21 protein-coding genes and 1 pseudogene are annotated in these 21,599 nt (G+C 63.6%); 12 read left to right on the top strand and 10 right to left on the bottom strand.

What is annotated here, in order from left to right:
- Window positions 1-249 precede the first annotated feature (249 nt).
- Both nagE and gap read left to right on the top strand, forming a co-directional pair.
- Window positions 250-1,932, top strand: a complete 1,683-nt coding sequence (nagE, locus tag C2134_RS17415) for an N-acetylglucosamine-specific PTS transporter subunit IIBC (RefSeq protein WP_103321362.1) — start codon at window positions 250-252, stop codon at window positions 1,930-1,932.
- A 210-nt stretch (window positions 1,933-2,142) separates the two neighbouring features.
- The gene (gene gap, locus C2134_RS17410; RefSeq protein ID WP_011134115.1) at window positions 2,143-3,141 is read left to right on the top strand and encodes a type I glyceraldehyde-3-phosphate dehydrogenase; all 999 of its coding nucleotides are present in this window, start codon (window positions 2,143-2,145) and stop codon (window positions 3,139-3,141) included.
- Window positions 3,142-3,208: 67 nt separating this feature from the next.
- On the opposite strand, the gene C2134_RS17405 is transcribed toward gap, so the two are convergent.
- Window positions 3,209-3,652, bottom strand: a complete 444-nt coding sequence (locus tag C2134_RS17405) for an Lrp/AsnC family transcriptional regulator (protein WP_103321361.1) — start codon at window positions 3,650-3,652, stop codon at window positions 3,209-3,211.
- A 419-nt stretch (window positions 3,653-4,071) separates the two neighbouring features.
- Here C2134_RS17405 and phoB point away from each other — a divergent pair, with 419 nt between their 5' ends.
- The 3 genes from phoB (at window position 4,072) to tal (ending at window position 7,245) form a co-directional block, all read left to right on the top strand.
- Complete coding sequence (gene phoB / locus C2134_RS17400; RefSeq protein WP_103321360.1) at window positions 4,072-4,761, top strand: phosphate regulon transcriptional regulator PhoB; 690 nt, start codon at window positions 4,072-4,074, stop codon at window positions 4,759-4,761.
- A gap of 6 nt (window positions 4,762-4,767) precedes the next feature.
- Window positions 4,768-6,075, top strand: a complete 1,308-nt coding sequence (gene phoR / locus C2134_RS17395; protein ID WP_103321359.1) for a phosphate regulon sensor histidine kinase PhoR — start codon at window positions 4,768-4,770, stop codon at window positions 6,073-6,075.
- Between the two features lie 108 nt (window positions 6,076-6,183).
- Window positions 6,184-7,245, top strand: coding sequence for a transaldolase (tal, locus tag C2134_RS17390; protein WP_103321358.1), 1,062 nt, complete (start codon window positions 6,184-6,186; stop codon window positions 7,243-7,245).
- A gap of 75 nt (window positions 7,246-7,320) precedes the next feature.
- Here tal and C2134_RS17385 read toward each other — a convergent pair whose 3' ends face one another.
- On the bottom strand, window positions 7,321-7,851 hold the full coding sequence (locus C2134_RS17385) for a hemerythrin domain-containing protein (protein ID WP_103321357.1): 531 nt from the start codon (window positions 7,849-7,851) through the stop codon (window positions 7,321-7,323).
- 203 nt (window positions 7,852-8,054) lie between these two features.
- On the opposite strand from C2134_RS17385, the pseudogene C2134_RS21965 reads away from it, so the two are divergent.
- Window positions 8,055-8,483, top strand: a pseudogene (locus C2134_RS21965) (GNAT family N-acetyltransferase); the annotation flags it as partial.
- A 45-nt stretch (window positions 8,484-8,528) separates the two neighbouring features.
- The gene (gene ampD, locus C2134_RS21960) at window positions 8,529-9,077 is read left to right on the top strand and encodes a 1,6-anhydro-N-acetylmuramyl-L-alanine amidase AmpD (protein WP_255408117.1); all 549 of its coding nucleotides are present in this window, start codon (window positions 8,529-8,531) and stop codon (window positions 9,075-9,077) included.
- Between the two features lie 15 nt (window positions 9,078-9,092).
- Here ampD and C2134_RS17375 read toward each other — a convergent pair whose 3' ends face one another.
- From C2134_RS17375 to C2134_RS21340, 4 genes are read right to left on the bottom strand one after another with little or no spacing between them, the layout of a single operon-like run.
- Complete coding sequence (locus tag C2134_RS17375; RefSeq protein ID WP_103321355.1) at window positions 9,093-9,548, bottom strand: hypothetical protein; 456 nt, start codon at window positions 9,546-9,548, stop codon at window positions 9,093-9,095.
- Window positions 9,545-10,867 (bottom strand): chorismate-binding protein, encoded by a 1,323-nt coding sequence (locus C2134_RS17370; RefSeq protein ID WP_158248803.1) that lies wholly within the window; start codon window positions 10,865-10,867, stop codon window positions 9,545-9,547. Before C2134_RS17370 ends, C2134_RS17375 begins: the two co-directional genes overlap by 4 nt.
- A gap of 2 nt (window positions 10,868-10,869) precedes the next feature.
- Complete coding sequence (locus C2134_RS17365) at window positions 10,870-11,613, bottom strand: queuosine precursor transporter (protein ID WP_158248802.1); 744 nt, start codon at window positions 11,611-11,613, stop codon at window positions 10,870-10,872.
- The gene (locus C2134_RS21340; protein WP_146042194.1) at window positions 11,610-12,137 is read right to left on the bottom strand and encodes a helix-turn-helix domain-containing protein; all 528 of its coding nucleotides are present in this window, start codon (window positions 12,135-12,137) and stop codon (window positions 11,610-11,612) included. Before C2134_RS21340 ends, C2134_RS17365 begins: the two co-directional genes overlap by 4 nt.
- A 405-nt stretch (window positions 12,138-12,542) precedes the next feature.
- Here C2134_RS21340 and C2134_RS17360 point away from each other — a divergent pair, with 405 nt between their 5' ends.
- On the top strand, window positions 12,543-13,109 hold the full coding sequence (locus C2134_RS17360) for a phosphohydrolase (RefSeq protein WP_103321352.1): 567 nt from the start codon (window positions 12,543-12,545) through the stop codon (window positions 13,107-13,109).
- Between the two features lie 59 nt (window positions 13,110-13,168).
- On the opposite strand, the gene kup is transcribed toward C2134_RS17360, so the two are convergent.
- Window positions 13,169-15,034 (bottom strand): low affinity potassium transporter Kup, encoded by a 1,866-nt coding sequence (kup, locus tag C2134_RS17355; protein WP_103321351.1) that lies wholly within the window; start codon window positions 15,032-15,034, stop codon window positions 13,169-13,171.
- A 328-nt stretch (window positions 15,035-15,362) separates the two neighbouring features.
- On the opposite strand from kup, the gene C2134_RS17350 reads away from it, so the two are divergent.
- Window positions 15,363-17,069: a proline--tRNA ligase gene (locus C2134_RS17350; protein WP_103321350.1), complete on the top strand. Its 1,707-nt coding sequence runs from the start codon at window positions 15,363-15,365 to the stop codon at window positions 17,067-17,069.
- Window positions 17,069-17,692, top strand: a complete 624-nt coding sequence (locus C2134_RS17345; protein ID WP_103321349.1) for a lytic transglycosylase domain-containing protein — start codon at window positions 17,069-17,071, stop codon at window positions 17,690-17,692. Before C2134_RS17350 ends, C2134_RS17345 begins: the two co-directional genes overlap by 1 nt.
- An 86-nt stretch (window positions 17,693-17,778) precedes the next feature.
- Here C2134_RS17345 and C2134_RS17340 read toward each other — a convergent pair whose 3' ends face one another.
- Window positions 17,779-18,276 (bottom strand): MarR family winged helix-turn-helix transcriptional regulator, encoded by a 498-nt coding sequence (locus C2134_RS17340; RefSeq protein WP_103321348.1) that lies wholly within the window; start codon window positions 18,274-18,276, stop codon window positions 17,779-17,781.
- A 214-nt stretch (window positions 18,277-18,490) separates the two neighbouring features.
- Between C2134_RS17340 and guaD the strand changes: the two genes are divergently transcribed.
- The gene (guaD, locus tag C2134_RS17335; protein WP_103321347.1) at window positions 18,491-19,801 is read left to right on the top strand and encodes a guanine deaminase; all 1,311 of its coding nucleotides are present in this window, start codon (window positions 18,491-18,493) and stop codon (window positions 19,799-19,801) included.
- 107 nt (window positions 19,802-19,908) lie between these two features.
- Here guaD and C2134_RS17330 read toward each other — a convergent pair whose 3' ends face one another.
- The gene (locus C2134_RS17330; RefSeq protein ID WP_103321346.1) at window positions 19,909-20,334 is read right to left on the bottom strand and encodes a carboxymuconolactone decarboxylase family protein; all 426 of its coding nucleotides are present in this window, start codon (window positions 20,332-20,334) and stop codon (window positions 19,909-19,911) included.
- On the bottom strand, window positions 20,335-20,604 hold the full coding sequence (locus C2134_RS17325) for a DUF2798 domain-containing protein (RefSeq protein ID WP_103321345.1): 270 nt from the start codon (window positions 20,602-20,604) through the stop codon (window positions 20,335-20,337).
- A gap of 99 nt (window positions 20,605-20,703) precedes the next feature.
- On the opposite strand from C2134_RS17325, the gene C2134_RS17320 reads away from it, so the two are divergent.
- Window positions 20,704-21,597: a LysR family transcriptional regulator gene (locus C2134_RS17320; protein WP_103321344.1), complete on the top strand. Its 894-nt coding sequence runs from the start codon at window positions 20,704-20,706 to the stop codon at window positions 21,595-21,597.
- Window positions 21,598-21,599: the final 2 nt, after the last annotated feature.

Raw genomic sequence — 21,599 nt, 5'->3', positions numbered from 1 at the left:
TTCCCCGCCGCGTCTAGGGCTGTTTTGCTTTTAGACGCTTCCAGACCGTGGCGGCCCGCGGGGCGTCTCCCCCCGCGGGTTGTCGCCGGGTCGGAGGCCTGAGCGGCGGGGGAAGGCGCAGGAGACGGATGTGCGGGTAACGATGTTGTCACCCTCTGCCTGTGCAGGGCGCGGGGAATCTAACGCTGTAAAGTGCTGGGGAGCCGCCGTTTGATAAGACGGCACCAGAATTAACCTGGGAGAGATCTTGTGAGTACTACGAACAAATTTGCAGGCGTACAGCAGCTGGGGCGCGCCCTGATGCTGCCGATCGCCGTGCTGCCGGTGGCAGGCCTGCTGCTGCGTCTGGGCCAGCCCGATCTGCTGGACATCAAATTCATGGCGCAGGCGGGGGACGCCATTTTCAGCAACCTGGCGCTGATCTTCGCCATCGGCGTGGCGGTGGGCTTCGCCAAGGATGGCAACGGCACGTCCGGCCTGGCCGGCGCCATCGGTTTCCTGGTGCTGACCGCCGTGCTGAAAGTGATCGACGAAAAGATCAATATGGGCGTGCTGTCCGGCATTCTGTCCGGTTTGATCGCGGGTTATCTGTATAACCGCTACAAGGACATCAAGCTGCCCAGCTATCTGGCCTTTTTCGGCGGCAAGCGCTTCGTGCCGATCGTGACCGGCTTTGGCATGCTGGTGCTCGGGGCGGTGCTGGGCTATGTCTGGCCCCCGGTGCAGCATGGCATTGACGCCGTGGGCAAATGGCTGATCGCGACCGGCGAAGTGGGCGTGTTCTTCTATGGCGTGCTCAACCGCGTCCTGATCGTTACCGGCCTGCACCACATCCTCAACAATATTGTCTGGTTCCAGGTAGGCGACTTCACTACAGCCGCCGGCAAGGTGGTGCATGGCGACCTGACCCGCTTCTTCGCCGGCGACAAGAGCGCAGGCATGTTCATGGCCGGCATGTTCCCGGTGATGATGTTCGGCCTGCCGGCCGCCTGTCTGGCGATGTACCGCACCGCCAAGCCGGAAAACAAGGCGGCTGTCGGCGGCCTGCTGTTCTCCATGGCGCTGACCGCCATGCTGACCGGCGTGACCGAGCCCGTGGAATTCGCCTTCATGTTCCTGGCCCCGGTGCTGTACGGCATCCATGCGGTGCTGACCGGTCTGTCCATGGCCATCATGCAGACGCTGGGCGTGAAACTGGGCTTCGGCTTCTCCGCCGGCCTGTTCGACTACGTCATCAACTATGGCATCGCCACCAAGCCGCTGCTGCTGTTGCCGGTGGGCGCAGTCTACTTTGCCGTCTACTACGCGCTGTTCGTGTTCTTCATCAAGAAGTTCGATCTGAAGACGCCGGGCCGCGAAGATGTGGCCGTGGCGCTGGCTGAGGTTGCCGCCGGCACCGGCCGCGCGCGCGCCTTCATCGACGCGCTGGGCGGTGCCGCCAACTTGAAATCGGTTGACGCCTGCACCACCCGCCTGCGTCTGCAGGTGGCCAGCAACGAGCAAGTGAACGAAGCGGCGCTGAAGGCGCTGGGCTCGCGCGGCCTGATCAAGCCGGCCGCCGGCAGCGTGCAAGTGGTATTGGGGCCGGAAGCCGACCTGATCGCCGACGAAATCCGCAACGCGCTGGCTTCCGGCGCAAGCGCCCCGGCGCCGCAAGCCGCCGCCGAGAAGCTGGTGTCGGCCGCTGCCGCCAGCGGCGCCAGCATCGACAAGGCGCGCTGGCTGGCCGCTTTGGGCGGCGAGGGCAATGTGCGCAAGGTGGAAGTGGTGGCCGGCAGCCGGCTGCGCGTGGAAGTGGCCGATGCCGCCCGCGTGGACCAGGCCGCCTTGCAGCAACTGGGCGCCAGCGGCGTCACCTCGGTGTCGTCTACCGTATTGCACGTGGTTCTGCAAGGCGACGCCACCCCTTACGCGGCGGTTTTACAGGCCTGACGCGGTAAAATGATCAACATTTGATGTAGCGTGTTGATTACATTGTGAAATGAGTGGAAAGTGACAGCGCAAGGCGGGAAATCGGCCTTGCGCTGTTTTATTAAGGGCATGCGCGGCCTTGGCCGCGATCCGAATTCGCTATTTCGATGGCGTCGTTACCACCATCGAATCATTCATTGAGCTGTCACAAGCTGACAAGGAGACTTCATCATGGCTATCAAAGTCGGTATCAACGGTTTCGGTCGCATCGGTCGCATGGTGTTTCGCGCCATCGCCAAGGACTTCCCGGAGCTTGAGGTGGTTGGCATCAACGACCTGCTCGATCCGGAATACCTGGCTTACATGCTGAAGTACGACTCCGTGCATGGCCGCTTCCAGGGCGACGTCAAGGTGGAGGGCGGCAGCCTGGTGGTCAACGGTAAGACCATCCGCCTGACCGCGGAAAAAGACCCGGCCAACCTGAAGTGGAACGAAGTGAACGCCGAAATCGTCATCGACTGCACCGGCTTCTTCCTGACCAAGGAAGGCTGCCAGAAGCACATCGATGCCGGCGCCAAGAAAGTGGTGCAGTCCGCTCCGTCCAAGGACGACACCCCGATGTTCGTTTACGGCGTCAACCACGACAAGTACGCCGGCGAAACCATCGTTTCCGCCGCTTCCTGCACCACCAACTGCCTGGCCCCGGTGGCCAAGGTGCTGCATGACAACTGGGGCATCAAGCGCGGCCTGATGAGCACCGTGCATGCCGCCACCGCCACCCAGAAGACCGTGGATGGTCCGTCGTCCAAAGACTGGCGCGGCGGCCGCGGCATCCTGGAAAACATCATTCCGTCGTCCACCGGCGCCGCCAAGGCCGTGGGCAAGGTGATTCCGGAACTGAACAAGAAGCTGACCGGCATGGCCTTCCGCGTGCCGACTTCCGACGTGTCCGTGGTCGATCTGACCGTGGAGCTGGAGAAGGAAGCCGACTACGCCGACATCTGCAAGGCGATGAAGGCCGCTTCCGAAGGCGAACTGAAGGGCGTGCTGGGCTACACCGATGAAAAAGTGGTGTCCACCGACTTCGTCGGCAACACCGCGCCGTCCACTTTCGACGCCGACGCCGGCATCGCGCTGGACAAGACCTTCATCAAGGTGGTGGCCTGGTACGACAACGAATACGGCTACACCTGCAACATGCTGCGCTTTGTGAAGCACGTGGCAGGCTGAGCCTGATCGAGTAAGGGAGAGTTGTTCTCTGTTCCGGCTGGCGCCCGCAAGGGCCCCGGCCGTTTTTTCATTCGTCTTCGTGCAGCGCGGGCATGCGCGGCGCTACCGGCGTATCGATGATGATGGAGGTTTTGGTATCGCCAAACTGCATCAGCCGCGCGATCAGGGCCTGCAGTGCGGGCATGGTGTCCACCGCCACCTTGATCATCAGGCCGCTGGTGCCGGTGATGGACGCGCATTCGATCACCTCCGGCGTGTTGCGGATTTCGTCTACCACCACGTAGTACTCCAGGTGCTTGACTGTCAATTCGATCAGGCAGGAAATCGGCAGGCCGACCCGTGCTGGGTCGATCTGCGCGCGGTAGCCGGTGATCACGCCGGTCTGTTCCAGCTTGGCCACGCGGTCCGCCACCGCCGGCGCCGACAGGTTCACGCGCCGCGCCAATTCGGCGAAGCTGATCCTGGCATTTTCATGCAGTGCGGCAAGGATTTTTCGATCAAATCTGTCCATGTTTTGATTGTAAGGTGGAATGTTGAAAGAAACAGGCAAACGAAGGTGAAAATAGAAAAAATCCTTCGATTTTTATGCTCGCGTAGCGGAATTGCTACGTAGAATGCACCCCGTAATCAGGAGCAGGCGGCATGTCCCGCCTCCTGTTCCTCTCCAAGATTGGTTGCGGATGAGCGTGTCGCTCGACCCCCTCATTTGAGACTGTCCTGGTGATCTCTTTGTCCCTGGTCTCTTGTCAGATCAATGTTTTGACGACGACCATTCCGGGTCTGCCGCAGCGGCAGACCCGTTTTTTTTGGCGGTCATGGAACTTCCTGCAAGGATGCGGCACAATGCTCGCGAACGTTTCAAGACATGTCATATTAGTGTCATCTGGCGTTTGTATCCTTGCCACAAAATCAAACCGAGGATAGCCGAATATGGCCGCCAATATCTTGCTCGTGGAAGACGAACCGGCGATTCAGGAGCTGATCGCCTTCAACCTGGCCCAGGCCGGCCATCATGTGCTGCGCGCTGGCACCGCCGAGGCGGCGCTGACGCTGGTGAGGAACGCGCTGCCGGACCTGGTGTTGCTGGACTGGATGCTGCCCGGCGCCAGCGGCGTGGATGTGGCCAAGCGCCTGCGCGCCGACGAGCGCACCCGCCATATCCCCATCATCATGTTGACCGCCCGCTCGGACGAGCAGGACAAGATCATCGGCCTGGAAACCGGCGCCGACGACTATATCACCAAGCCGTTTTCGCCGCGCGAACTGCTGGCTCGCATCAAGGCGGTGCTGCGCCGCCGCGCGCCGCAGATGACCGACGACGCCGTCGATGTGCAGGGCCTGCGCCTGGACCCGGTGACCCACCGCGTCACCGGTCACGGCAATGTGATCGACCTGGGTCCGACCGAGTTCCGCCTGCTGCATTTCTTTATGACCCACCCCGAGCGCGTCCATTCGCGCGCCCAGTTGCTGGATCAGGTGTGGGGCGACCACGTCTTCGTCGAGGAGCGCACCGTGGACGTGCACATCCGCCGTCTGCGCAGCGCGCTGGAAGGTACCAAGCACGACGGACTGATCCAGACGGTTCGCGGCACCGGCTACCGTTTCTCCGTGCAGCAGTAGGCCGCGATGCGTGAATTCCTGCAACGCACCGCCCTGTGGCTGGTGACCATCACGGTCATCAGCTGCGGTTTCTGGGTCTCATCATCGGCCGACGCCGCGATGCTGGCGCTGGCGATTTGCCTGGGCGCCTGGCTCGCTTTCAATCTGTATCACATCGCGTTGCTGATGCGCTGGCTGCGCCATCCGGTGCCGGAGCGGGTGCCGGACGGCTTCGGCGTCTGGCATACCGTGTTCATGACGCTGTACCGCACCATGCGCACGCAAAGCCAGAGCAAGAAAAAGCTCACCCATGTGCTGGAGCGCTTCATCAACGCCGGCGAGGCGATGCCGGACGGCGTGGTGGTGCTGGACGAGCTGGACCGCATCGAGTGGATCAATCCGATGGCGGTGGAGCATCTGGGGCTGGACCGCAAGCGCGACGTCGGCAACCAGATTCTCAACCTGATCCGCCAGCCGGCCTTCCATGCGTATATGAAGAACGCCAGTTTCAGCCAGCCGCTGATGCTGACCTTCAGCCAGCCGCGCGAGCTGGTGATCTCGCTGCAATTGGTGCCGTTCGACTCCACCCGCAAACTGCTTTTGACGCGCGACATCACCCAGTTGGAGCGGGTGCAGACGGTGCACCGCGACTTCGTCGCCAACGTTTCGCATGAGTTGCGCACCCCGTTGACCGTGGTGGGCGGCTTTCTGGAGACGCTCAGCGACATGCCCGAGGTGAACGACCAAATGTTCCGCCAGTTCCTGCCGATGATGATGGAGCAGTCGCGGCGGATGCAGAGCCTGGTGGAAGACCTGCTGACGCTGTCCAAGCTGGAAAACAGCCCGAAGGCGGTCAATTCCGAGCGGGTGGACATGCGAGACATGCTGGACACGCTGATGGTGGAGGCCGAAGGGCTGTCGCAGGGCCGCCATCAGGTCAAGCTGCTGCGCAACTGCGATTGCGGCCTGTGGGGCAGCAGCCAGGAGCTGCATTCCGCCTTCGGCAATCTGGTGTCCAATGCCGTGCGCTACACGCCGGAAGGCGGCAGCATCACGCTGGCCTGGCAGGACGAGGGCGATCAGCTGCGCTTCTCGGTCAGCGACACCGGCATCGGCATTCCGCGCGAGCACATCCCGCGGCTGACCGAGCGTTTTTACCGCGTGGACCGAGGCCGCTCCCGCGGCAGCGGCGGCACCGGCCTGGGCCTTGCCATCGTCAAGCACGTGCTGGCGCGGCATCATGCCCGGCTGGAGATCAAGAGCGAGCCGGACAAGGGCAGCACCTTCAGCGTGGTGTTCCCGCGCGAACGCCGCAACGACAGCCAGGCCGCCTGATCCCGTTCGATCCAGCGCAAACCGCCGCGACAATTTTCTTGGCGCGGCGGTTGCGGCGCGCTACGATGTCTGTCTTTACCTCAAGCAATTCCCTCTGGACGCCTCACCATGAATCGTTTGCAAGCCATTCGTCCGTTCGGCCAGCGCATCTGGCTGGACAATCTGTCCCGTGAACTGATCGCCTCCGGCGAACTGTCGCGCCTGCTGGCCGACGACGGCATCGCCGGCGTGACCTCCAATCCGGCCATCTTCTACAAGGCGATCAGCACCGACGCGAGCTATCAGGGCGAGCTGGCGGTGCTGAAGCAGGACGCCGGGCTGTCCGCCGAAGCGCGCTACGAGAAACTGGTGGTGGCCGATATCCAGGCCGCCTGCGATCTGCTGCAGCCGCAATACGAGGCCAGCCAGGGCAATGACGGCTACGTCAGCCTGGAAGTGTCGCCGGAGCTGTCGCGCGACGAAGCCGGCACCCTGGCCGCCGCGCGCCGTCTGTGGGCCGAAATCGGCCGCGCCAACGCGATGATCAAGATTCCGGCCACTGCAGAAGGCATCCGCGCCTTCCAGCAGCTGACCCGCGAAGGCGTCAACGTCAACATCACGCTGCTGTTCTCGCTGCCGCAGGTGGAAGCGGTGTGGGATGCCTATATCGCCGGCCTGTCCGCGCGCCTGGCCGACGGCAAGCCGGTGGCCGGCGTCAAGGCAGTGGCCAGTTTCTTCCTGTCGCGCGTAGACAGCCTGCTCGACCCGCAAGTGGCCGAGCCGCACAAGGGCAAGGTGGCCATCGCCTTGTCCAAGGCGGCTTACGCCCGTTACCAGGAGCGCTTCCACGGCGAAGAGTTCGCCAAGCTGCGCGCCGCCGGTGCCCGTCCGCAGTTCCTGCTGTGGGCTTCCACCGGCACCAAGAACGCCGCTTACAGCGACGTGCTGTACGTGGAGAGCCTGATCGGCGACGAAACCGTCAATACCGTGCCGGACGCCACGCTGAGCTGCTTCCGCGATCATGGCAACGCCGCGCTGACGCTGCCGCAAGGCATGGAGCAGGCCAAGGCGCTGTTGGCCGAAGTGGAGGCCGCGGGCATCGACCTGAGCGCCGCCGGCGAGAAGCTGCAGCAGGATGGTCTGAAGCTGTTCGAGGATGCATTCGCCCAGTTGCTGAAGCTCACCGCCTAAGCCCGCGCGGACGGTTGTAACAACGGGTTGCCGGCGTGAGCGGGCAACCCGTTTTGTTTGGAGCGACGCGAGGGTTCAGGCGGCTTCGGCCCGGCGCGTGGCCATGCGGGCGCCGGCCAGCTTCAGCTCTTCCGGGCTTAGCGTGCTGGCGGCGGCGGGAAACAGCCAGGCTTCTTCGGTCGCGGCGTGATCGCGGTACTGGCGGGCGAACTCCTGCAATTCGTTCTTGCTGATCTGCTTGATGCGGCCGTCGCGCAGCGCGACCAGATCGTCGCGGATGGCGTTCCAGCACGAATGCAGGTAGCCATGCTCGGCCGATAATTGCTCCAGCCGCGAGGCGGCGGTGGGAATCCGCTCCTCGATCAGCGGAAACAGTTCTTCTTCTTCATCGGTATGATGGGCGGGGCCGGCGATGTCGAAATAGCGCACCACGTCGTCTATGGTGTTGCGGGCGGCTTCGTCGACGCCATTTTCCTCGATATACGGCGGCAGTTTGTCCAGCAGGTCGCAGAAACGGCGAATCTTGTCATGGCAGGCCAGCAGCATTTCCAGCGGCTGATCGAAGCTGGGCGAGGGATTGGCGCCCATAGTGTTGAGCGTGAGCATGTGGGGTCTCCAGCATATTGAGTCAATCAAGATTGTGCCGCACAGTTCAGGCCCAGGACATGACGTGCCTCAAGTGCAAACTGTCCGTCATAATGGCAGGTGGCGTGCGCGCCTGCTGCGCATGTTCTTGATACCGCTTTGCGCGATGGAACACAAGCCGGATTTTCGCGGAGCGAATCCGGCGCGGAAAACAAGGGAATAGCATGCAGTTGCCGTTCGAAGTGAAGGAACTGGATCGCGCCGACGACAGGCTGGCGCGGGAAGCGCTGCGCGTGCAGCTGGCGGCCCACCAACTGGAAGTGGCGTGGCTGAATTATCCGGCCCTGCCGGTGCTGTGGCCGGACCTGGCTGCGGTGCGCGCCAGCCGCGAGCGCATCCTGGCCGCGTTCGAGGGCGAGGCGCTGCGCGGCCTGGTGGTGGTGTCGCGCCGCCCCGACGGCGGCATCCACATCGAGCGCACGGTCGTGGACCCGGAACATCTGGAACAGGGCTGGGGCTACCGTTTGCTCAACCGCGCGCTGCAGGACGAATCAAGCTGCAGCGTGGACACCGCGGAAGTCAACCAGGCGGCGCTGGCGCTGTACCACAAGGCCGGATTCGTGCAGACCCAGCGCTGGACCACGACCGATGGCTTGGCCTTGTGGCGGTTGGAGTATCGTCCGGCCGAGCCGCCGGCGTTGAAGCTGGGCGCCGATGGCTGGGTGACCGGCGCCTTGCAGCAGCCGTCGCCCAATTGCGACGAGCGCGGCCCTGGCTGCGTGCCGGAATTGCTGGTGGTGCACAATATCAGCCTGCCGCCGTTCCGTTACGGCGGACCCGGCGTGGAGCAGCTGTTCGCCAACCGGCTGGACCCGGCCGAGCATCCGTACTATCAAGGCATCCATCAACTCCGGGTGTCGTCCCACTTTTTCATCCGTCGCGACGGCCGGCTGCTGCAGTTCGTGCCGGTGGGCAAGCGCGCCTGGCATGCCGGCGTGTCCAGCTGGCGCGGCCGCGACAAGTGCAATGACTTCTCCATCGGCGTGGAGCTGGAAGGCTGCGATTTCGAGCCGTTCAGCGAGGCGCAATACCGCACGCTGGCGGCGCTGGGCATGGAGCTGAGACGCCATCTGCCCTTGTCGGCCATGACCGGGCACGAACATATCGCGCCGGGCCGCAAGACCGATCCTGGGCCGTGGTTCGACTGGAAGCGGGCGCAGGCCGCCTGCGGCCTGGCCTTGGGCTAGCGGCGCCATTCGCCGCTATGTCAGTTTCAGATACGGCCGGGGATGGTCGCCGAAGGCCAGCGCCTCGCCCGGCAGCGCAAACAGCGCGTAGCTGAAGCCCAGGTAAAACGCCGCCTCGTCGCTCAGCCGCGAAATGGCGTCCAGATTGCCCAGCAATTCGCGGAACGGCAGCTGCACTCGCGTGTCGCCGTTTTCGACAAAGCCGACGCTGTGTTCGAAGACCACATGCCGCGGCCGGAAATCGCCGGCGACGGCGACATCGGAAAAGTCGTATTGAGCCAGCAAGGCGGGACGCTTGCGCGCGACCTTGCCGGCCACTACGCCGGCCAGCAGGATCTCGTCGCGCGGCAGGCCGCGCAGATCGGCCAGCTTCACCTTCCGCTCCAGGCTGAGGCGATAGGTCTGGGCGGTGTTGACCAGCCGCACCGTGATCGAGTCGGCGTCGATGTCTTCTATGGTGAGCGCGCTCACAACACCCCCAGGATCAAGGAGGCCTTGGCTTCCAACTCGCCGCGTTCCAGTTCCGGGCTGGAGCGCGCGCTCAACGTGCTGCCCACGCGGGTGCTGGCCATGCCGTGCGCCAGCAGCGCGCTGCGGATCACGGTGCCCAGCTCCGTCTCGCCGGCGCAAACATAACCGCAGGCGCCGGCGTACCAGTAGCGGGTTTCGTGTTCGGCCAGCAGCCGGGCGGCGGCATCCACCGGCGTGCCGATGACGGTGGCGGGCCACAGGTGGTCGCAGATGGCGTCAGCCAGCGTTTTGCCTGGCTTCAGCCGCGCGCTGATGCTGGCCGAGGTGTGGAACACGTTGGCGAAGCGTTCCACTTCCCGCGCTACGTCGACGCGGATGTCTTCGCAGCAGGCCTCCTTGGCCAGGATGTCGGCGCGCACGCATTCTTCCAGTTCGAACTTGTCCTTGTCCGACGCCAGCAGTTTCTCCACTTGCAGCCGGTCTTCGGCTTCATCGCGGCCGCGCGCGACGGTGCCGCAGATCGGGCTGGTGCTGAGCCGCCCGTCGCGCAGCCGCAGGAACATCGCCGGCGAAGAGCCGGCCAGCTGGAAGTCCCCGCCGTCGAAATACAGGTTGTACGGAGCGGGATTGCGTTGCAGCAGGTCGCGGTGAATCTGGTAGGCGTCTCGCGCGCAGGGGCGCTGAATGGCGAAGCTGGGGTTGACCGAGCGCAGCGCGCCGTCGGCGATGCGCTGGCTGGCGATATCGTACATGCGCGGGTAGGGCTGGCCACGGCCGGCGGCGAAGTCGTCGGCGTCCAGCAGCGGCCCCAGCGCCAGCGGCCAGGCTTCGCCGCCGGCATCGGCCGGGTCGAGCAGATAGTCCACGGCCACGCCGTCCACGATCAGCCTCTCCGGCAGGTGGAACACGCCCAGCACGCCGCTGCCCAGTCCCAGCTTGGCGTGGATCAGCTCATAGCAGAAGAAGCCGTAGAGGCCGAAATGCGGGTCGGCATCGAAGCGCGCGGGCAAGTCCAGCAAGGGCTGCAGACGGGTTGGCAGCGGCGCGGCCGGGTCAAGCGGCAGACGCCGCGCGCCAGGCGCGCTGGCGTCGGGCATCAAGCCCAGCAACGGCGTCAGCGCCTCGGCGATGCGGACGCCATTGCGGCTGCGCGGCAGCAGCGCGATGCGGTCGCCGAAGAACAGTACGCTGAGCGCGGCGCGTTCGACCGCGCGGGCGCGGTGCGCGTATTTGCCGGTGTAGTCGTAGTTGGATTGCAGCGCGAACAGCGGCGGATGCGGCGCGGTTTGCGGGACGGATACGGAATGCAGCTTGATCATGTTCATACTTGCAGGTAGCGGGAGGAGAATTTGACCTTGCGGCCGCCGGGGACGGTTTCGATCCAGGCTTGATAGCGGTACAGCAACTGGACGATGAGTTGGGAAATCCAGGACAGCACCACGGTGGATGAAAATTTGAAGACCAGGCTGAAGGCGAAGATCTTCACGATGGTGGCGAAGGGGAAGACGCCGTAGAAGGCGATCATGAAGCAGATGGCGGTATACACCACTTCGCCGATCACCGACGAGAAGATGTCGCGGACGAAGTACAGCCGGCTCGACCACAAACTCTTCAGATAGAGCAGGAAACGGGTGTTGAACTGGCTGCCGATCAGGCAGCCGATCGCGAACGAGATCGAACCGCGCACGATGTGTTCGCTGATCAGCACATAACTCTGGTTCAGCGCTGCGCAATGGCCGCGCTCGCCCAGCGGCAACAGGCTGCAGTCGCGTTGCGACACGCTGAGCGCGGTAAAGGACGCGGCAAACAGGATTTCCGCCAGGCAGGTGGCGAACAGGATCTGGTTGGAGCGCTGTTTGCCATAGACCTCGGTGATGGGGTTGAGCAGCATCAGGATGATGGGCATGGTGAATGTGCCCAGGCTGGCCTCGGTGCCGAAGACCTGGATCACCTTGTAGGAGGTCAGATTGGACGCGATCGCCGAGATCAGGATCAGGAAGGACAGGATCACGATGGGATCGATGCAGGCCAGCGCGCGGCTGGCCAGGTCTTGGAGTCGTTTCATGTGTTTTTCCGAAAAATGATGGCCACCACGCAGCCGAAGGCCGCGTGGCCGTTGTCTTCCAGGCTGAGCGCGCCGCGGTCTGCGAATACGGCCCGGCCATGCCAGGGCGGGGCGGTTTGCACGACCACCACCGAGCGGCGCGGGAATACGCGCTGACGGAACAGCGCCTGGTCTATGGCGAGTACCGAATCGTCCAGCGACGGCTCCAAGGGGATGAACTCGTCCCATATCGGCTGGCGGCCGTCGCTTAACGCGGCCAATTGGTCAAAGCTGCGGATCACGGGCGCCATGCCACCTGCGGCGGCGCTGCCCAGGCCAATATCCAGCGCGCGGCTTATCGCAAGCGCATTGCTGAAGGTCAGCTCCCGTCCTTCATATAAGCCCCGATGCAGCGTCGACTGCTTGATGCCGGTGATGCGGGCTAACTCGCTGAGGGAAATTCTTTTATCGCGGATTCTGCGTATCGCACTTTGCTTGAATTTATGCAATACCGAATGGGGGAGGGTGGTTTTGTTTGCCTGCATTATATTGTTTGAGTGTGAATATTCTCTTGTCTGATAAATCGTATTGAGATGGATGGTTGGGTGGATTCTATTTTTTCTGGAAGAAATAGGTTCGGCTGTGCTAGATTGGATTGCTTATGATTTATGTCATAAGTTGACTGTTTATTGTTGTTTTCAAAGGATAATTTAAACTATCTGCTTGGCGATTGTCTGGTTTTCAGGTTTTCATCTGGCGGCGGCGCTTTCTTGATTCAGGTGAATAAGCCAGAAGATATCGATTTCTTTATTTATTTTCCGACGCAATATTTTGCGGATGAAATTTTATGCCGTTGCAATTGAATTGGGCAATGGAAAAGTGAAAAGCACGAGAGCTGGATAGGAATCAGACAAATGCAATCAGAGACAGCGGCGCGGGCGGGAGGACAAATGAGGGGCGCGTATATACAGACCGTTTCCGGGCGGTACCTGAATGTGATGGACCCGCGGCCGGAGGACATAGACATCGTCGATATCGCCCACCATCTGGCGCATCTTTGCCGCTTTGGCGGCGCCTGCCGCCAGTTCTACAGCGAGGCCGAGCATGCGGTGCGGATGACGGAAATCCTGCCAGGGCGGCTGCAGCTGGCCGGCTTGCTGCATGGGGCGGCCAAGGCCTATGCCGGCGAGGTGGTGCGAGCCGATGGTGAGGGAGGCGCGCCCGAATCGCGGCGGCTGGCGGCGGCGGTGGAGGCGCGTTTCGAACTCCAGCTCAATGGCGAGGACAGGGCCGAGCTGGCCTTGGCCGACGCCCGGCTGCAGGCGACCGAGCGGCGCGACCTGATGCCGCCGGACCGGCAGCCGTGGCCCATCCTGATGGGGGTGCAGCCGCTGCCGGAGCGGATCTGGCCGATGACCATTTCCCTGGCGCTGGCGCGCTTCTGCGAACAGTATGAGCAAGCCCTGCGCTGGCCGCAGCCGTCGCGCATCCAGTTCCGCCAGGACGCGCCGTGTTGAGCGGCCATGAAAAAGGCGCGTCCGGATGGACGCGCCTGTGAGCGGTTTTGGCGGCGGATCTACAGCTCCACTTGCGCCCCAAGCTCCACCACGCGGTTGGTCGGCACCTGGAAGAAATCGGTCGCCCGCAGCGCGTTCTTGCTCATCCAAACGAACAGCTTCTCGCGCCAGAGCGCCATGCCGGGGTGGTCGGTGGGGACGATGGTTTCTCGCGACAGGAAGAACGAGGTGTCCATCAGCTCCATTTCGAAGCCTTCCTTGGCGCACATTTCAATCACCTGCAGCACATTCGGGTCTTCCTTGAAGCCGTAGCGCGCCACCACGCGCCAGAACGATGCCGACATCTGCACGATGTCCAGCCGGTCCTCGTCGGAGATGTAGGGCACGTCCTCGGTGCGCACCGTCATCAGCACTACCCGTTCGTGCAGCACCTTGTTGTGCTTCAGATTGTGCAGCAGCGCGTGCGGCACGCCGTGCAGCGTGCTGGTCAGGAATACCGCGGTGCCCTGCACCCGGGCCGGCGGGAAGGCTTCCAGGTTTTCGATGAAGCCATCCAGCGGCAGCGCCTGTTCGCGCAGGCGGTTGAACAACAGTTCGCGGCCGCGTTTCCAAGTGCTCATCAACAGGAAGATCACCGCGCCCATCGCCAGCGGCAGCCAGCCGCCATCGGCGATCTTATGGAAGTTGGCGCTGAAAAAGGCCAGATCGATGATGCCGAAGACCAGGGTGATGCCCAGCGCCAGCGGCAGCGGCCAACGCCAATTGACGCGGGCGACCACGAAGAACAGCAGCGTGGTGATCAGCATGGTGCCGGTGACGGCGATGCCGTAGGCCGCCGCCAGACTGTCGGACGAGCGGAAAGTCAGCACCACGATCAGCACCGCGATCATCAACAGCCAGTTGATGAAGGGCATGTAGATCTGGCCGATTTCCTGCGCCGACGTATGCTGCACCTCCATGCGCGGGCTGTAGCCGAGCTGGATGGCCTGGCGCGATAGGGAGTAGGCGCCTGAGATCACCGCCTGCGAGGCGATCACGGTCGCCAGCGTGGCCAGGACAATCAGCGGCACCAGGCCCCAGTCCGGCGCCAGGATGAAGAACGGGTTCTTGATGGCGGACGGATCGCGCATCAGGAGCGCGCCCTGGCCGAAGTAGTTCAGGGCCAGGCCGGGCAGCACCAGCGCGAACCAGGCGCGGCGGATCGGCGTCTTGCCGAAGTGGCCCATATCGGCGTACAGCGCCTCGGCGCCGGTCAGCGCCAGCACCACCGAACCCAGCGTCAGGAAGGCGTGGAAGCCGTGCTGCTGGATGAAGAGAACGGCGTAAACCGGGTTGAGGCCGTGCAGCACGGCCGGCGTGACCAGGATTTCCTTCAGGCCCATCAGGCCGATGGTGGCGAACCAGACCATCATCACCGGGCCGAACATCATGCCCACCTTGGCGGTGCCGAAGCGCTGCAGCAGGAACAGCCCCAGCAGCACGGTCACCGCCACCGGCAGCACCCAGGTCTGCATCTGCGGGGACAGCACCTCCATGCCTTCGGCCGCGGACAGCACCGAAATGGCCGGCGTGATGATGGCGTCGCCGTAGAACAGCGCGGCGCCGAACAGGCCGAGCAATACGATCTTCCAGCGCGCGGCGTGGGTGGTGTAGTGCCGCGCCAGCGCCATCAGCGCCATGATGCCGCCTTCGCCGCGGTTGTCGGCGCGCAGAATGAAGGCGACGTATTTGATCGACACCACGAAAATCAGCGACCAGAAGATCAGCGAGAGGATGCCGAAGATGTTGTCAGGCGTGGTGGGAATGTTTTGTCCGGTGAAGCACTCGCGCAGCGTATACAGCGGGCTGGTGCCGATATCGCCGTATACCACGCCGAGCGCCGCCAGCGTCAGGCCTGCCATCGCCTGTTTGTTTTGTTCCTGCATAAGTTTCCATTGCGGTTGTTCATCGTCGTCGTTGCGGCGGCGATGGTTGAGCCGGATGCATTTTGCGGCTGCGTCGTAACATCATAGTCGATGACAGCGGCCGATAAAAAAACCATAAAAATGCTCGGAAGCGCGCAGGTTACCCCAGTGGCCCCAGCCCGCCAAGCGCGGGTAGGCCTGCCGTAAACAGGGTTGTTGTACCGCAACAACTGCCAAGCGCCTAACGGTTGACGCGGCCTGCGCCGACGTGACAGGGGCGTGACGCTTGGCCGCCAAGGCGGGACGACGCTACAATCGAAGACATTTAGCCGAATTCCAAGGACGCATCATGCGCGCATCGCAGTTTTTCATCTCCACCCAGAAAGAAGCTCCCGCCGACGCCGACATCACCAGCCAGAAGCTGATGCTGCGCGCCGGCTTCATCCGCAAGCAAGCCGCCGGCATCTATTCCTGGATGCCGATGGGCCTGCGCGTGGTGCGCAAGGTGGAAAACATCATCCGCGAAGAGATGAATCGCGCCGGTGCGATCGAAGTGAGCCTGCCGGTGGTGCAGCCGGCCGAGCTGTGGCAGGAAACCGGCCGCTGGGACGCGATGGGCGCCGAGCTGCTGCGCTTCAAAGACCGCCACGAGCGCGATTTCGCCCTGCAGCCGACCGCCGAGGAGGTGATCACTGACATCGCCCGCCGCGAGCTGCGCAGCTACCGCGCGCTGCCGAAGAACTTCTACCAGATCCAGACCAAGTTCCGCGACGAGCGCCGCCCGCGCTTCGGCGTGATGCGCGGCCGCGAGTTCACCATGAAGGACGCCTACTCGTTTGACCGCAGCGCCGAAGACGCCCTCAAGAGCTACGACAATATGTACGCGGCCTACCGCCGCATCTTCGACCGTCTGGGCCTGACCTACCGCGCGGTGGCGGCCGACACCGGCGCCATCGGCGGCGATCGCTCGCACGAATTCCAGGTGATCGCCGATACCGGCGAGGACGCCATCATCTACTGTCCGGACTCCGAATACGCCGCCAACATCGAACTGGCCGAGGCGTTGGCGCCGGCCGGCGAGCGCGCCGCCGCATCGGCCGCGCTGACCAAGGTGCACACGCCCAAGGTCAAGACCATCGCCGAGCTGGTGGACTTCCTGAAGATCGACATCAAGCAAACCGTCAAGGCGGTGGTGGTAGAAGGCGAAGAGGGCGAGGCCGTGCTGATGATGGTGCGCGGCGACCACGAATTGAACGAGGTGAAGGCGCAAAAGGTGGCCGGCATCAAGAACCCGCTGACTTTCGCCAGCCCGGCCGCCATCCGCGATGCCTTCGGCGCCAATCCCGGCTCGCTGGGCCCGGTGGGCTTCAAGGGCCGCGTCATCGCCGACCGCACCGTGGCCAAGATGGCCGATTTCGTCATCGGCGCCAATGAGGACGACCAGCACTACACCGGCGCCAACTTCGGCCGCGACTGCGCCGAGCCCGAAGTGTTCGACATCCGCAACGTGGTGGAAGGCGATCCGTCGCCGGACGGCCAGGGCGTGCTGGCCATCCAGCGCGGCATCGAGGTGGGCCACGTGTTCTACCTGGGCACCAAGTACTCCGCCGCGATGAACGCCACCTTCCTGGACGAGGACGGCAAGCCCAAGCCGTTTGAAATGGGTTGCTACGGCATCGGCGTGACCCGCATCCTGGGCGCGGCCATCGAACAGAACTACGACGACAAGGGCATGATCTGGCCGGATTCCATCGCGCCGTTCGCGGTGGTGATCTGCCCGGTCGGCTACGACCGTTCCGAAGCGGTGAAGGAAGCCGCCGACAAGCTGCACGCCGAACTGCTGGCCAAGGGCGTGGACGTGATGCTGGACGACCGCGGCGAGCGCCCGGGCGCGATGTTCGCCGACTGGGAGCTGATCGGTGCGCCGCACCGCATCACCATCGGCGACCGTGGCCTGAAAGAAGGCAAGGTCGAGTATCAGCACCGCCGCGACAGCGAGGCGACTGCCGTTGCCGCCGACGCCATCCTGGCCCACGTGCTGGATAAGCTGGCCTGATGAAGCCGCGCCTCGTGCTTCTGCCGCTTTGCCTGCTGCTGGCGCATGCGCCGGCGTGGGCCGGCGCGCAGAAGGAGGAGGCGCTATCGGCTAATGTGGCGTCGGCGATGAGCCGGTCGATTTCCGACGTCAACGCGCCGCGGCTGGTGTTCGATAACCCGCGCGAGGGCCAAGCCTGGCTGGCGGAGATGTCGGCGCGCCTGCAAAAACGCATCCCAGACCCATGGGTGCGCGAGCGGCTGCTCACCGCCATCCAGTACGAGGCCACCCGCGCCGGGCTGGACCCGCAACTGGTGCTGGGCCTGATCCAGGTGGAGAGCGGCTTCAACAAGTACGCGATTTCCGGCGCCGGCGCGCGCGGCCTGATGCAGGTGATGCCGTTCTGGCCGCGCCATATCGGCACGCCGCAGCACAATCTGTTCGACCTCAGCACCAATCTGCGCTACGGCTGCACCATTCTGCGGCACTACCTGGACATCGAGCGCGGCAATCTGTACCGCGCCTTGGGCCGCTATAACGGCAGCCTGGGCCAGCCGGAATACCCCAATATGGTGATGGGCGCCTGGAAGAAAAAATGGACGTGGACGCCGCCCGCCGCAGTGCGCACGGCGGCCTTGCCATGAAAAAACCGGCCAATAGGCCGGTTTTTGTCGCCAGAGCATGGCTTTGCAAGCGCTGGCTCGGGAGGGCTGGCGTCTGGCGCCGCGGCTCAGTCTTCCTGCGCCTGCAGCATCTTTTTCAGCAGGCGGGCCAGCGTGGCGCGTTCTTCGCCGTCCAGCATTTCCAACAACTCCGACTCTGCGGCCAGATGGTGGCCGGCGGCGTCTTCTATCACCTGGAAGCCCTTGGGCGTCAGCGTGACGATCACGCCGCGGCGGTCGTCCGGATCCGGCGAGCGCTGAACCAGGCCGGCTTCTTCCAGCCGGTTGATGCGGTTGGTCAACGCGCCGGACGAGATCAGTACCATGCCTTGCAACTGGTTGGGCGACAGCTGATACGGCTCTCCGCGGCGGCGCAGCGCCGCCAGCACGTCAAATTCGCCTACATTGAGATTATGGCGCGCCAAATCCTGCAGCACCCGGCGGGTGATGAAGTATTCCATCCGTACGATGCGGCCGATGACCTCGGTGGCGGAGGTATCGAGATCGGGGCGGACTTCGTTCCACAGGGCGACAATGCGGTCAATCTGGTCTGGTACTTGCTGCATGCTGCTGATTCCTGATCGTAAGGTAAGCACGGCGAATCCGGTCGGGCGCAAGAGTATCACGACTTCAAAATATACTATCTTCATCTAAAGACAAATGCTGCAGATCAACTATGTTGCAGCGCGGGATCCTTGCCAGAATGCCAAATCAGCGATATATTTACATGTAAAGATTCTTTATATGAAGATAAATACCGCATAGCGGCGGGAGTGAAGCTTGAAAACAGCGGTACGTGGCGATGTGCTGAGTTTCCGGGGCAATCCGTTCCGGGAGGCTGAGCGGGATTGCCTGGCGTTCCAGCGCGACGCGCTGGTTGTGATGGAAAACGGACGCATCGCGGCATGCGGCCCGGCGGTAGAGCTATTGCCGACGCTCCCGGCCGATCTGGCGGTGGCGCATTATCCGGATCACCTGATCCTGCCGGGCTTCATCGATTGCCATGTCCACTATCCGCAGACTGAGATGATGGCCGCCTACGGCGAACAATTGCTGGACTGGCTGCATCACTACACTTTCGTCACCGAGCAGGGCTTCGCCGACGAGGCGCATGCGCGGGACGTGGCGCGCGTGTTCCTGGATGAGCAGCTGCGCAACGGCGTCACCACGGCTTGCGTGTTCGGCACCGTGCACGCTGCTTCCGTCGATGCGTTGTTCGAGGCGGCGGCAGGCCACAATCTGCGCATCCTGGCCGGCAAGGTCTGCATGGACCGCCATGCGCCGCCGGCGCTGCTGGACACGCCGCTGACCGCCTATGAGCAATCGCGCGCGCTGATCCAGCGCTGGCATGGCAAGGGCCGCGCCGAATATGTGATCACGCCGCGCTTCGCGCCGACTTCCAGCCACGGCCAACTGGAAATGCTGGGCGCGCTGGCGGCCGAGTTTCCCGATGTCGCCATCCAGTCCCATATTTCGGAAAACCTGGACGAGATCGCCTGGGTCAAGCAGCTGTTTCCCGGCTGCCGCGACTACGCCAGCGTCTACCAGCGCTATGGCCTGTTGCGGCCGCGCGCGGTGTACGGCCATGGCATCCACCTGAGCGATGAGGAGCTGCAGGCTTTCCACGACAGCGGCGCTTCGCTGGCCCACTGCCCGACCTCCAACTTCTTCCTGGGCTCCGGCTGCCTGAACCTGCGCCGCTGCGTCGAGGGCGAGCGGGCCATTCCGGTCGGCCTCGGCACCGACTTGGGCGCCGGCACCAGCTTCTCCATGCTGCAGACCATGAACGCGGCTTATATGGCGGCGCAGAGCCACGGCAAACCGCTGTCGGCGGCGCAGGCATTCTATCTGGCCACGCGCGGCGGCGCGGAGGCGCTGGGCATCGCCGACAAGGTGGGCAGTATCGCTGTCGGCATGGAGGCCGATCTGGCGGTGCTGAACCTGCGCTCCACGCCGCTATTGGATTTCCGCATGCGCTACGCCCGCGACCTGTCCGAGGCGTTATTTGTGCAGATGATGCTGGGCGATGATCGCGCGGTGGCGGCGACATATGTGGCCGGCAGCCCGGTGTATCGGCGCGCGACAGCGTAAAGCGCAGGCACGGCGACAGCAAGCAGGCGGATGGCCAATAGGCCTCCGCCTGCTTGCTATTGTGGATAACTTGCGGTTTTTCCGATGCCTGTGGATAAGCTTGCCGTCTACTGACGCACCGCCACCGCGATGCGGGTGAAGGCGTTCATCAGCGCGATGGCCAGGGTCAGGTCGGAGATTTCCGCTGCGCTGAAATGCCCGCCCAAAGCCTGATACAAGTCATCCGGCGCGCGGCTTTCGCCGATGCGCGTCACCGCTTCCGTCCAGGCGATGGCGGCGGCTTCGCGCGGCGATAGGATATCCGCTACGTCCCAGCCGGCCAGCGCGTCGAGTTTTTCCTGGCTTTCGCCGCGACGGCGCAGCGCGTGGCTGTGCAGCTTCAGGCAGAAGGCGCAGCCGTTCAGTTGGGCCACGCGCAGATAGACCAGTTCGATCAGCGGCAGGCCCAGGCTGCTCTCCGCCAGTGCGTTTTTGCAGGACAGCAAGCCTTGATAGGCTTGGGGCGACAGTTTGGTGTAGTCGAGTCTCATCATTCATCCTTTCGGGTTCAGCGCGGATTGGGCGCTGGTGGCGGGTGCGCGCCAATTCAGCAGGCGCGCGGTCAGTTTCTGCAGGGGCGGCGCCAGCAGCAGCACCGCGCCCATTGCGACCGGCCAGGCCTGGGCGAAGGCGTGCAGCCAGTGCGCCAGAAAATCGGCATGCAGCCCCAGATTCAGGCTGGTGAACCAGGCAGTCATGACCAGGGACATGGCCCCAGACATCAGCAGCGAGAACAGCAGGCGTTGGCGCAGAGCGGGATGCATGGCGTGATTCTCCGTCGGTTTTTGATGAGCAGAGTCTAGTAAAAAGCGAATTGCGAAAATAGAATGAAAAAATCAATTTCAAATTCCATTTTTGCAATCATGCTGGATGATCTGGATCTGTTTGTGGCGATTGTGGATGCCGGCAGCCTGCGCGCGGCGGCGCTGCGCCTGGAGATGCCGGCGCCGACCTTGACGCGGCGGCTGCAGGCTTTGGAGGCGAGGCTGGGTTGCAAGCTGCTCAATCGCAGCGCGCGGCGCATGGTGCCGAGCAACGAGGGCTGGCAGTACTACGAGCAGTGCAAGCCCTTGCTGGCGGCGCTGCGGCAAGCCACAGCGTCGCTGGACGCGACGCTGAACCGGGTGGAGGGCGTGGTGAGGCTGATGGCGCCGCTGAACATGGCCAACGATATGCTGCTGCCGCTGTGGGAGCGGCTATTGCGGGAGCATCCGCAACTGCGGCTGGAGTTGAAGCTGAACAATAATATGGATGATTTGTACAGCGGCATGGCGGATCTGGCGCTGCGGGTAGGGGAGCAGACCGATGCTTCGCTGCAGCAGCGCCGCGTCGGGGCCGTGCGCACCATTCTGACCGCCGCGCCGTCGTATCTGGACGCGCACGGCGAACCTGAGCGGCCGGCTGACTTGGCGGCGCACCGATTGCTGATGTCGGAGCCATTCCAGCGCTGGAAACTGCGTCACCGGGAAAGCGGCGAGGAGGTGGAGTGGCCGGTCGCGCCGTGCCTGCAAGCCAACGATATGCTGCTGACGCGGAGGCTGGCCGAGGCCGGGGCTGGCATCGCCGTCAGTCCGCTCAGCATTTGCCACCGTCAGGTGGCCGATGGCACATTGCGCCGCGTGCTGGAGTCATGGGAGATCGCCACGCGACCGGTGTACGCCGTCTGGCCGCAGCGGCGCGCCTTGCCGGCGCGGGTGCGCGTGGTGCTCGATGCCCTGCTGGCGTTTGCCGCAGCGGAGCCGCGCTTGCAGGAGTGAAG

Source organism: Chromobacterium sinusclupearum (genome assembly GCF_002902845.1).
GTDB classification, from domain to species: Bacteria; Pseudomonadota; Gammaproteobacteria; order Burkholderiales; family Chromobacteriaceae; genus Chromobacterium; species Chromobacterium sinusclupearum.
Note: the sequence above shows the minus strand (reverse complement) of the source record. Positions and strands in the feature narration are given on the sequence as shown.

Bases quoted from the DNA above. Each gene is read 5' to 3' on its own strand.
- gap (WP_011134115.1), top strand. From the start codon at position 2,143: ATGGCTATCAAAGTCGGTATCAACGGTTTCGGTCGCATCGGTCGCATG.
- C2134_RS17405 (WP_103321361.1), bottom strand. From the start codon at position 3,652: ATGGACAGATTTGATCGAAAAATCCTTGCCGCACTGCATGAAAATGCC.
- phoB (WP_103321360.1), top strand. From the start codon at position 4,072: ATGGCCGCCAATATCTTGCTCGTGGAAGACGAACCGGCGATTCAGGAG.
- phoR (WP_103321359.1), top strand. From the start codon at position 4,768: ATGCGTGAATTCCTGCAACGCACCGCCCTGTGGCTGGTGACCATCACG.
- tal (WP_103321358.1), top strand. From the start codon at position 6,184: ATGAATCGTTTGCAAGCCATTCGTCCGTTCGGCCAGCGCATCTGGCTG.
- C2134_RS17385 (WP_103321357.1), bottom strand. From the start codon at position 7,851: ATGCTCACGCTCAACACTATGGGCGCCAATCCCTCGCCCAGCTTCGAT.
- C2134_RS17370 (WP_158248803.1), bottom strand. From the start codon at position 10,867: ATGATCAAGCTGCATTCCGTATCCGTCCCGCAAACCGCGCCGCATCCG.
- C2134_RS17365 (WP_158248802.1), bottom strand. From the start codon at position 11,613: ATGAAACGACTCCAAGACCTGGCCAGCCGCGCGCTGGCCTGCATCGAT.
- C2134_RS21340 (WP_146042194.1), bottom strand. From the start codon at position 12,137: ATGCAGGCAAACAAAACCACCCTCCCCCATTCGGTATTGCATAAATTC.
- C2134_RS17360 (WP_103321352.1), top strand. From the start codon at position 12,543: ATGAGGGGCGCGTATATACAGACCGTTTCCGGGCGGTACCTGAATGTG.
- kup (WP_103321351.1), bottom strand. From the start codon at position 15,034: ATGCAGGAACAAAACAAACAGGCGATGGCAGGCCTGACGCTGGCGGCG.
- C2134_RS17350 (WP_103321350.1), top strand. From the start codon at position 15,363: ATGCGCGCATCGCAGTTTTTCATCTCCACCCAGAAAGAAGCTCCCGCC.
- C2134_RS17345 (WP_103321349.1), top strand. From the start codon at position 17,069: ATGAAGCCGCGCCTCGTGCTTCTGCCGCTTTGCCTGCTGCTGGCGCAT.
- C2134_RS17340 (WP_103321348.1), bottom strand. From the start codon at position 18,276: ATGCAGCAAGTACCAGACCAGATTGACCGCATTGTCGCCCTGTGGAAC.
- C2134_RS17330 (WP_103321346.1), bottom strand. From the start codon at position 20,334: ATGATGAGACTCGACTACACCAAACTGTCGCCCCAAGCCTATCAAGGC.
- C2134_RS17325 (WP_103321345.1), bottom strand. From the start codon at position 20,604: ATGCATCCCGCTCTGCGCCAACGCCTGCTGTTCTCGCTGCTGATGTCT.
- C2134_RS17320 (WP_103321344.1), top strand. From the start codon at position 20,704: ATGCTGGATGATCTGGATCTGTTTGTGGCGATTGTGGATGCCGGCAGC.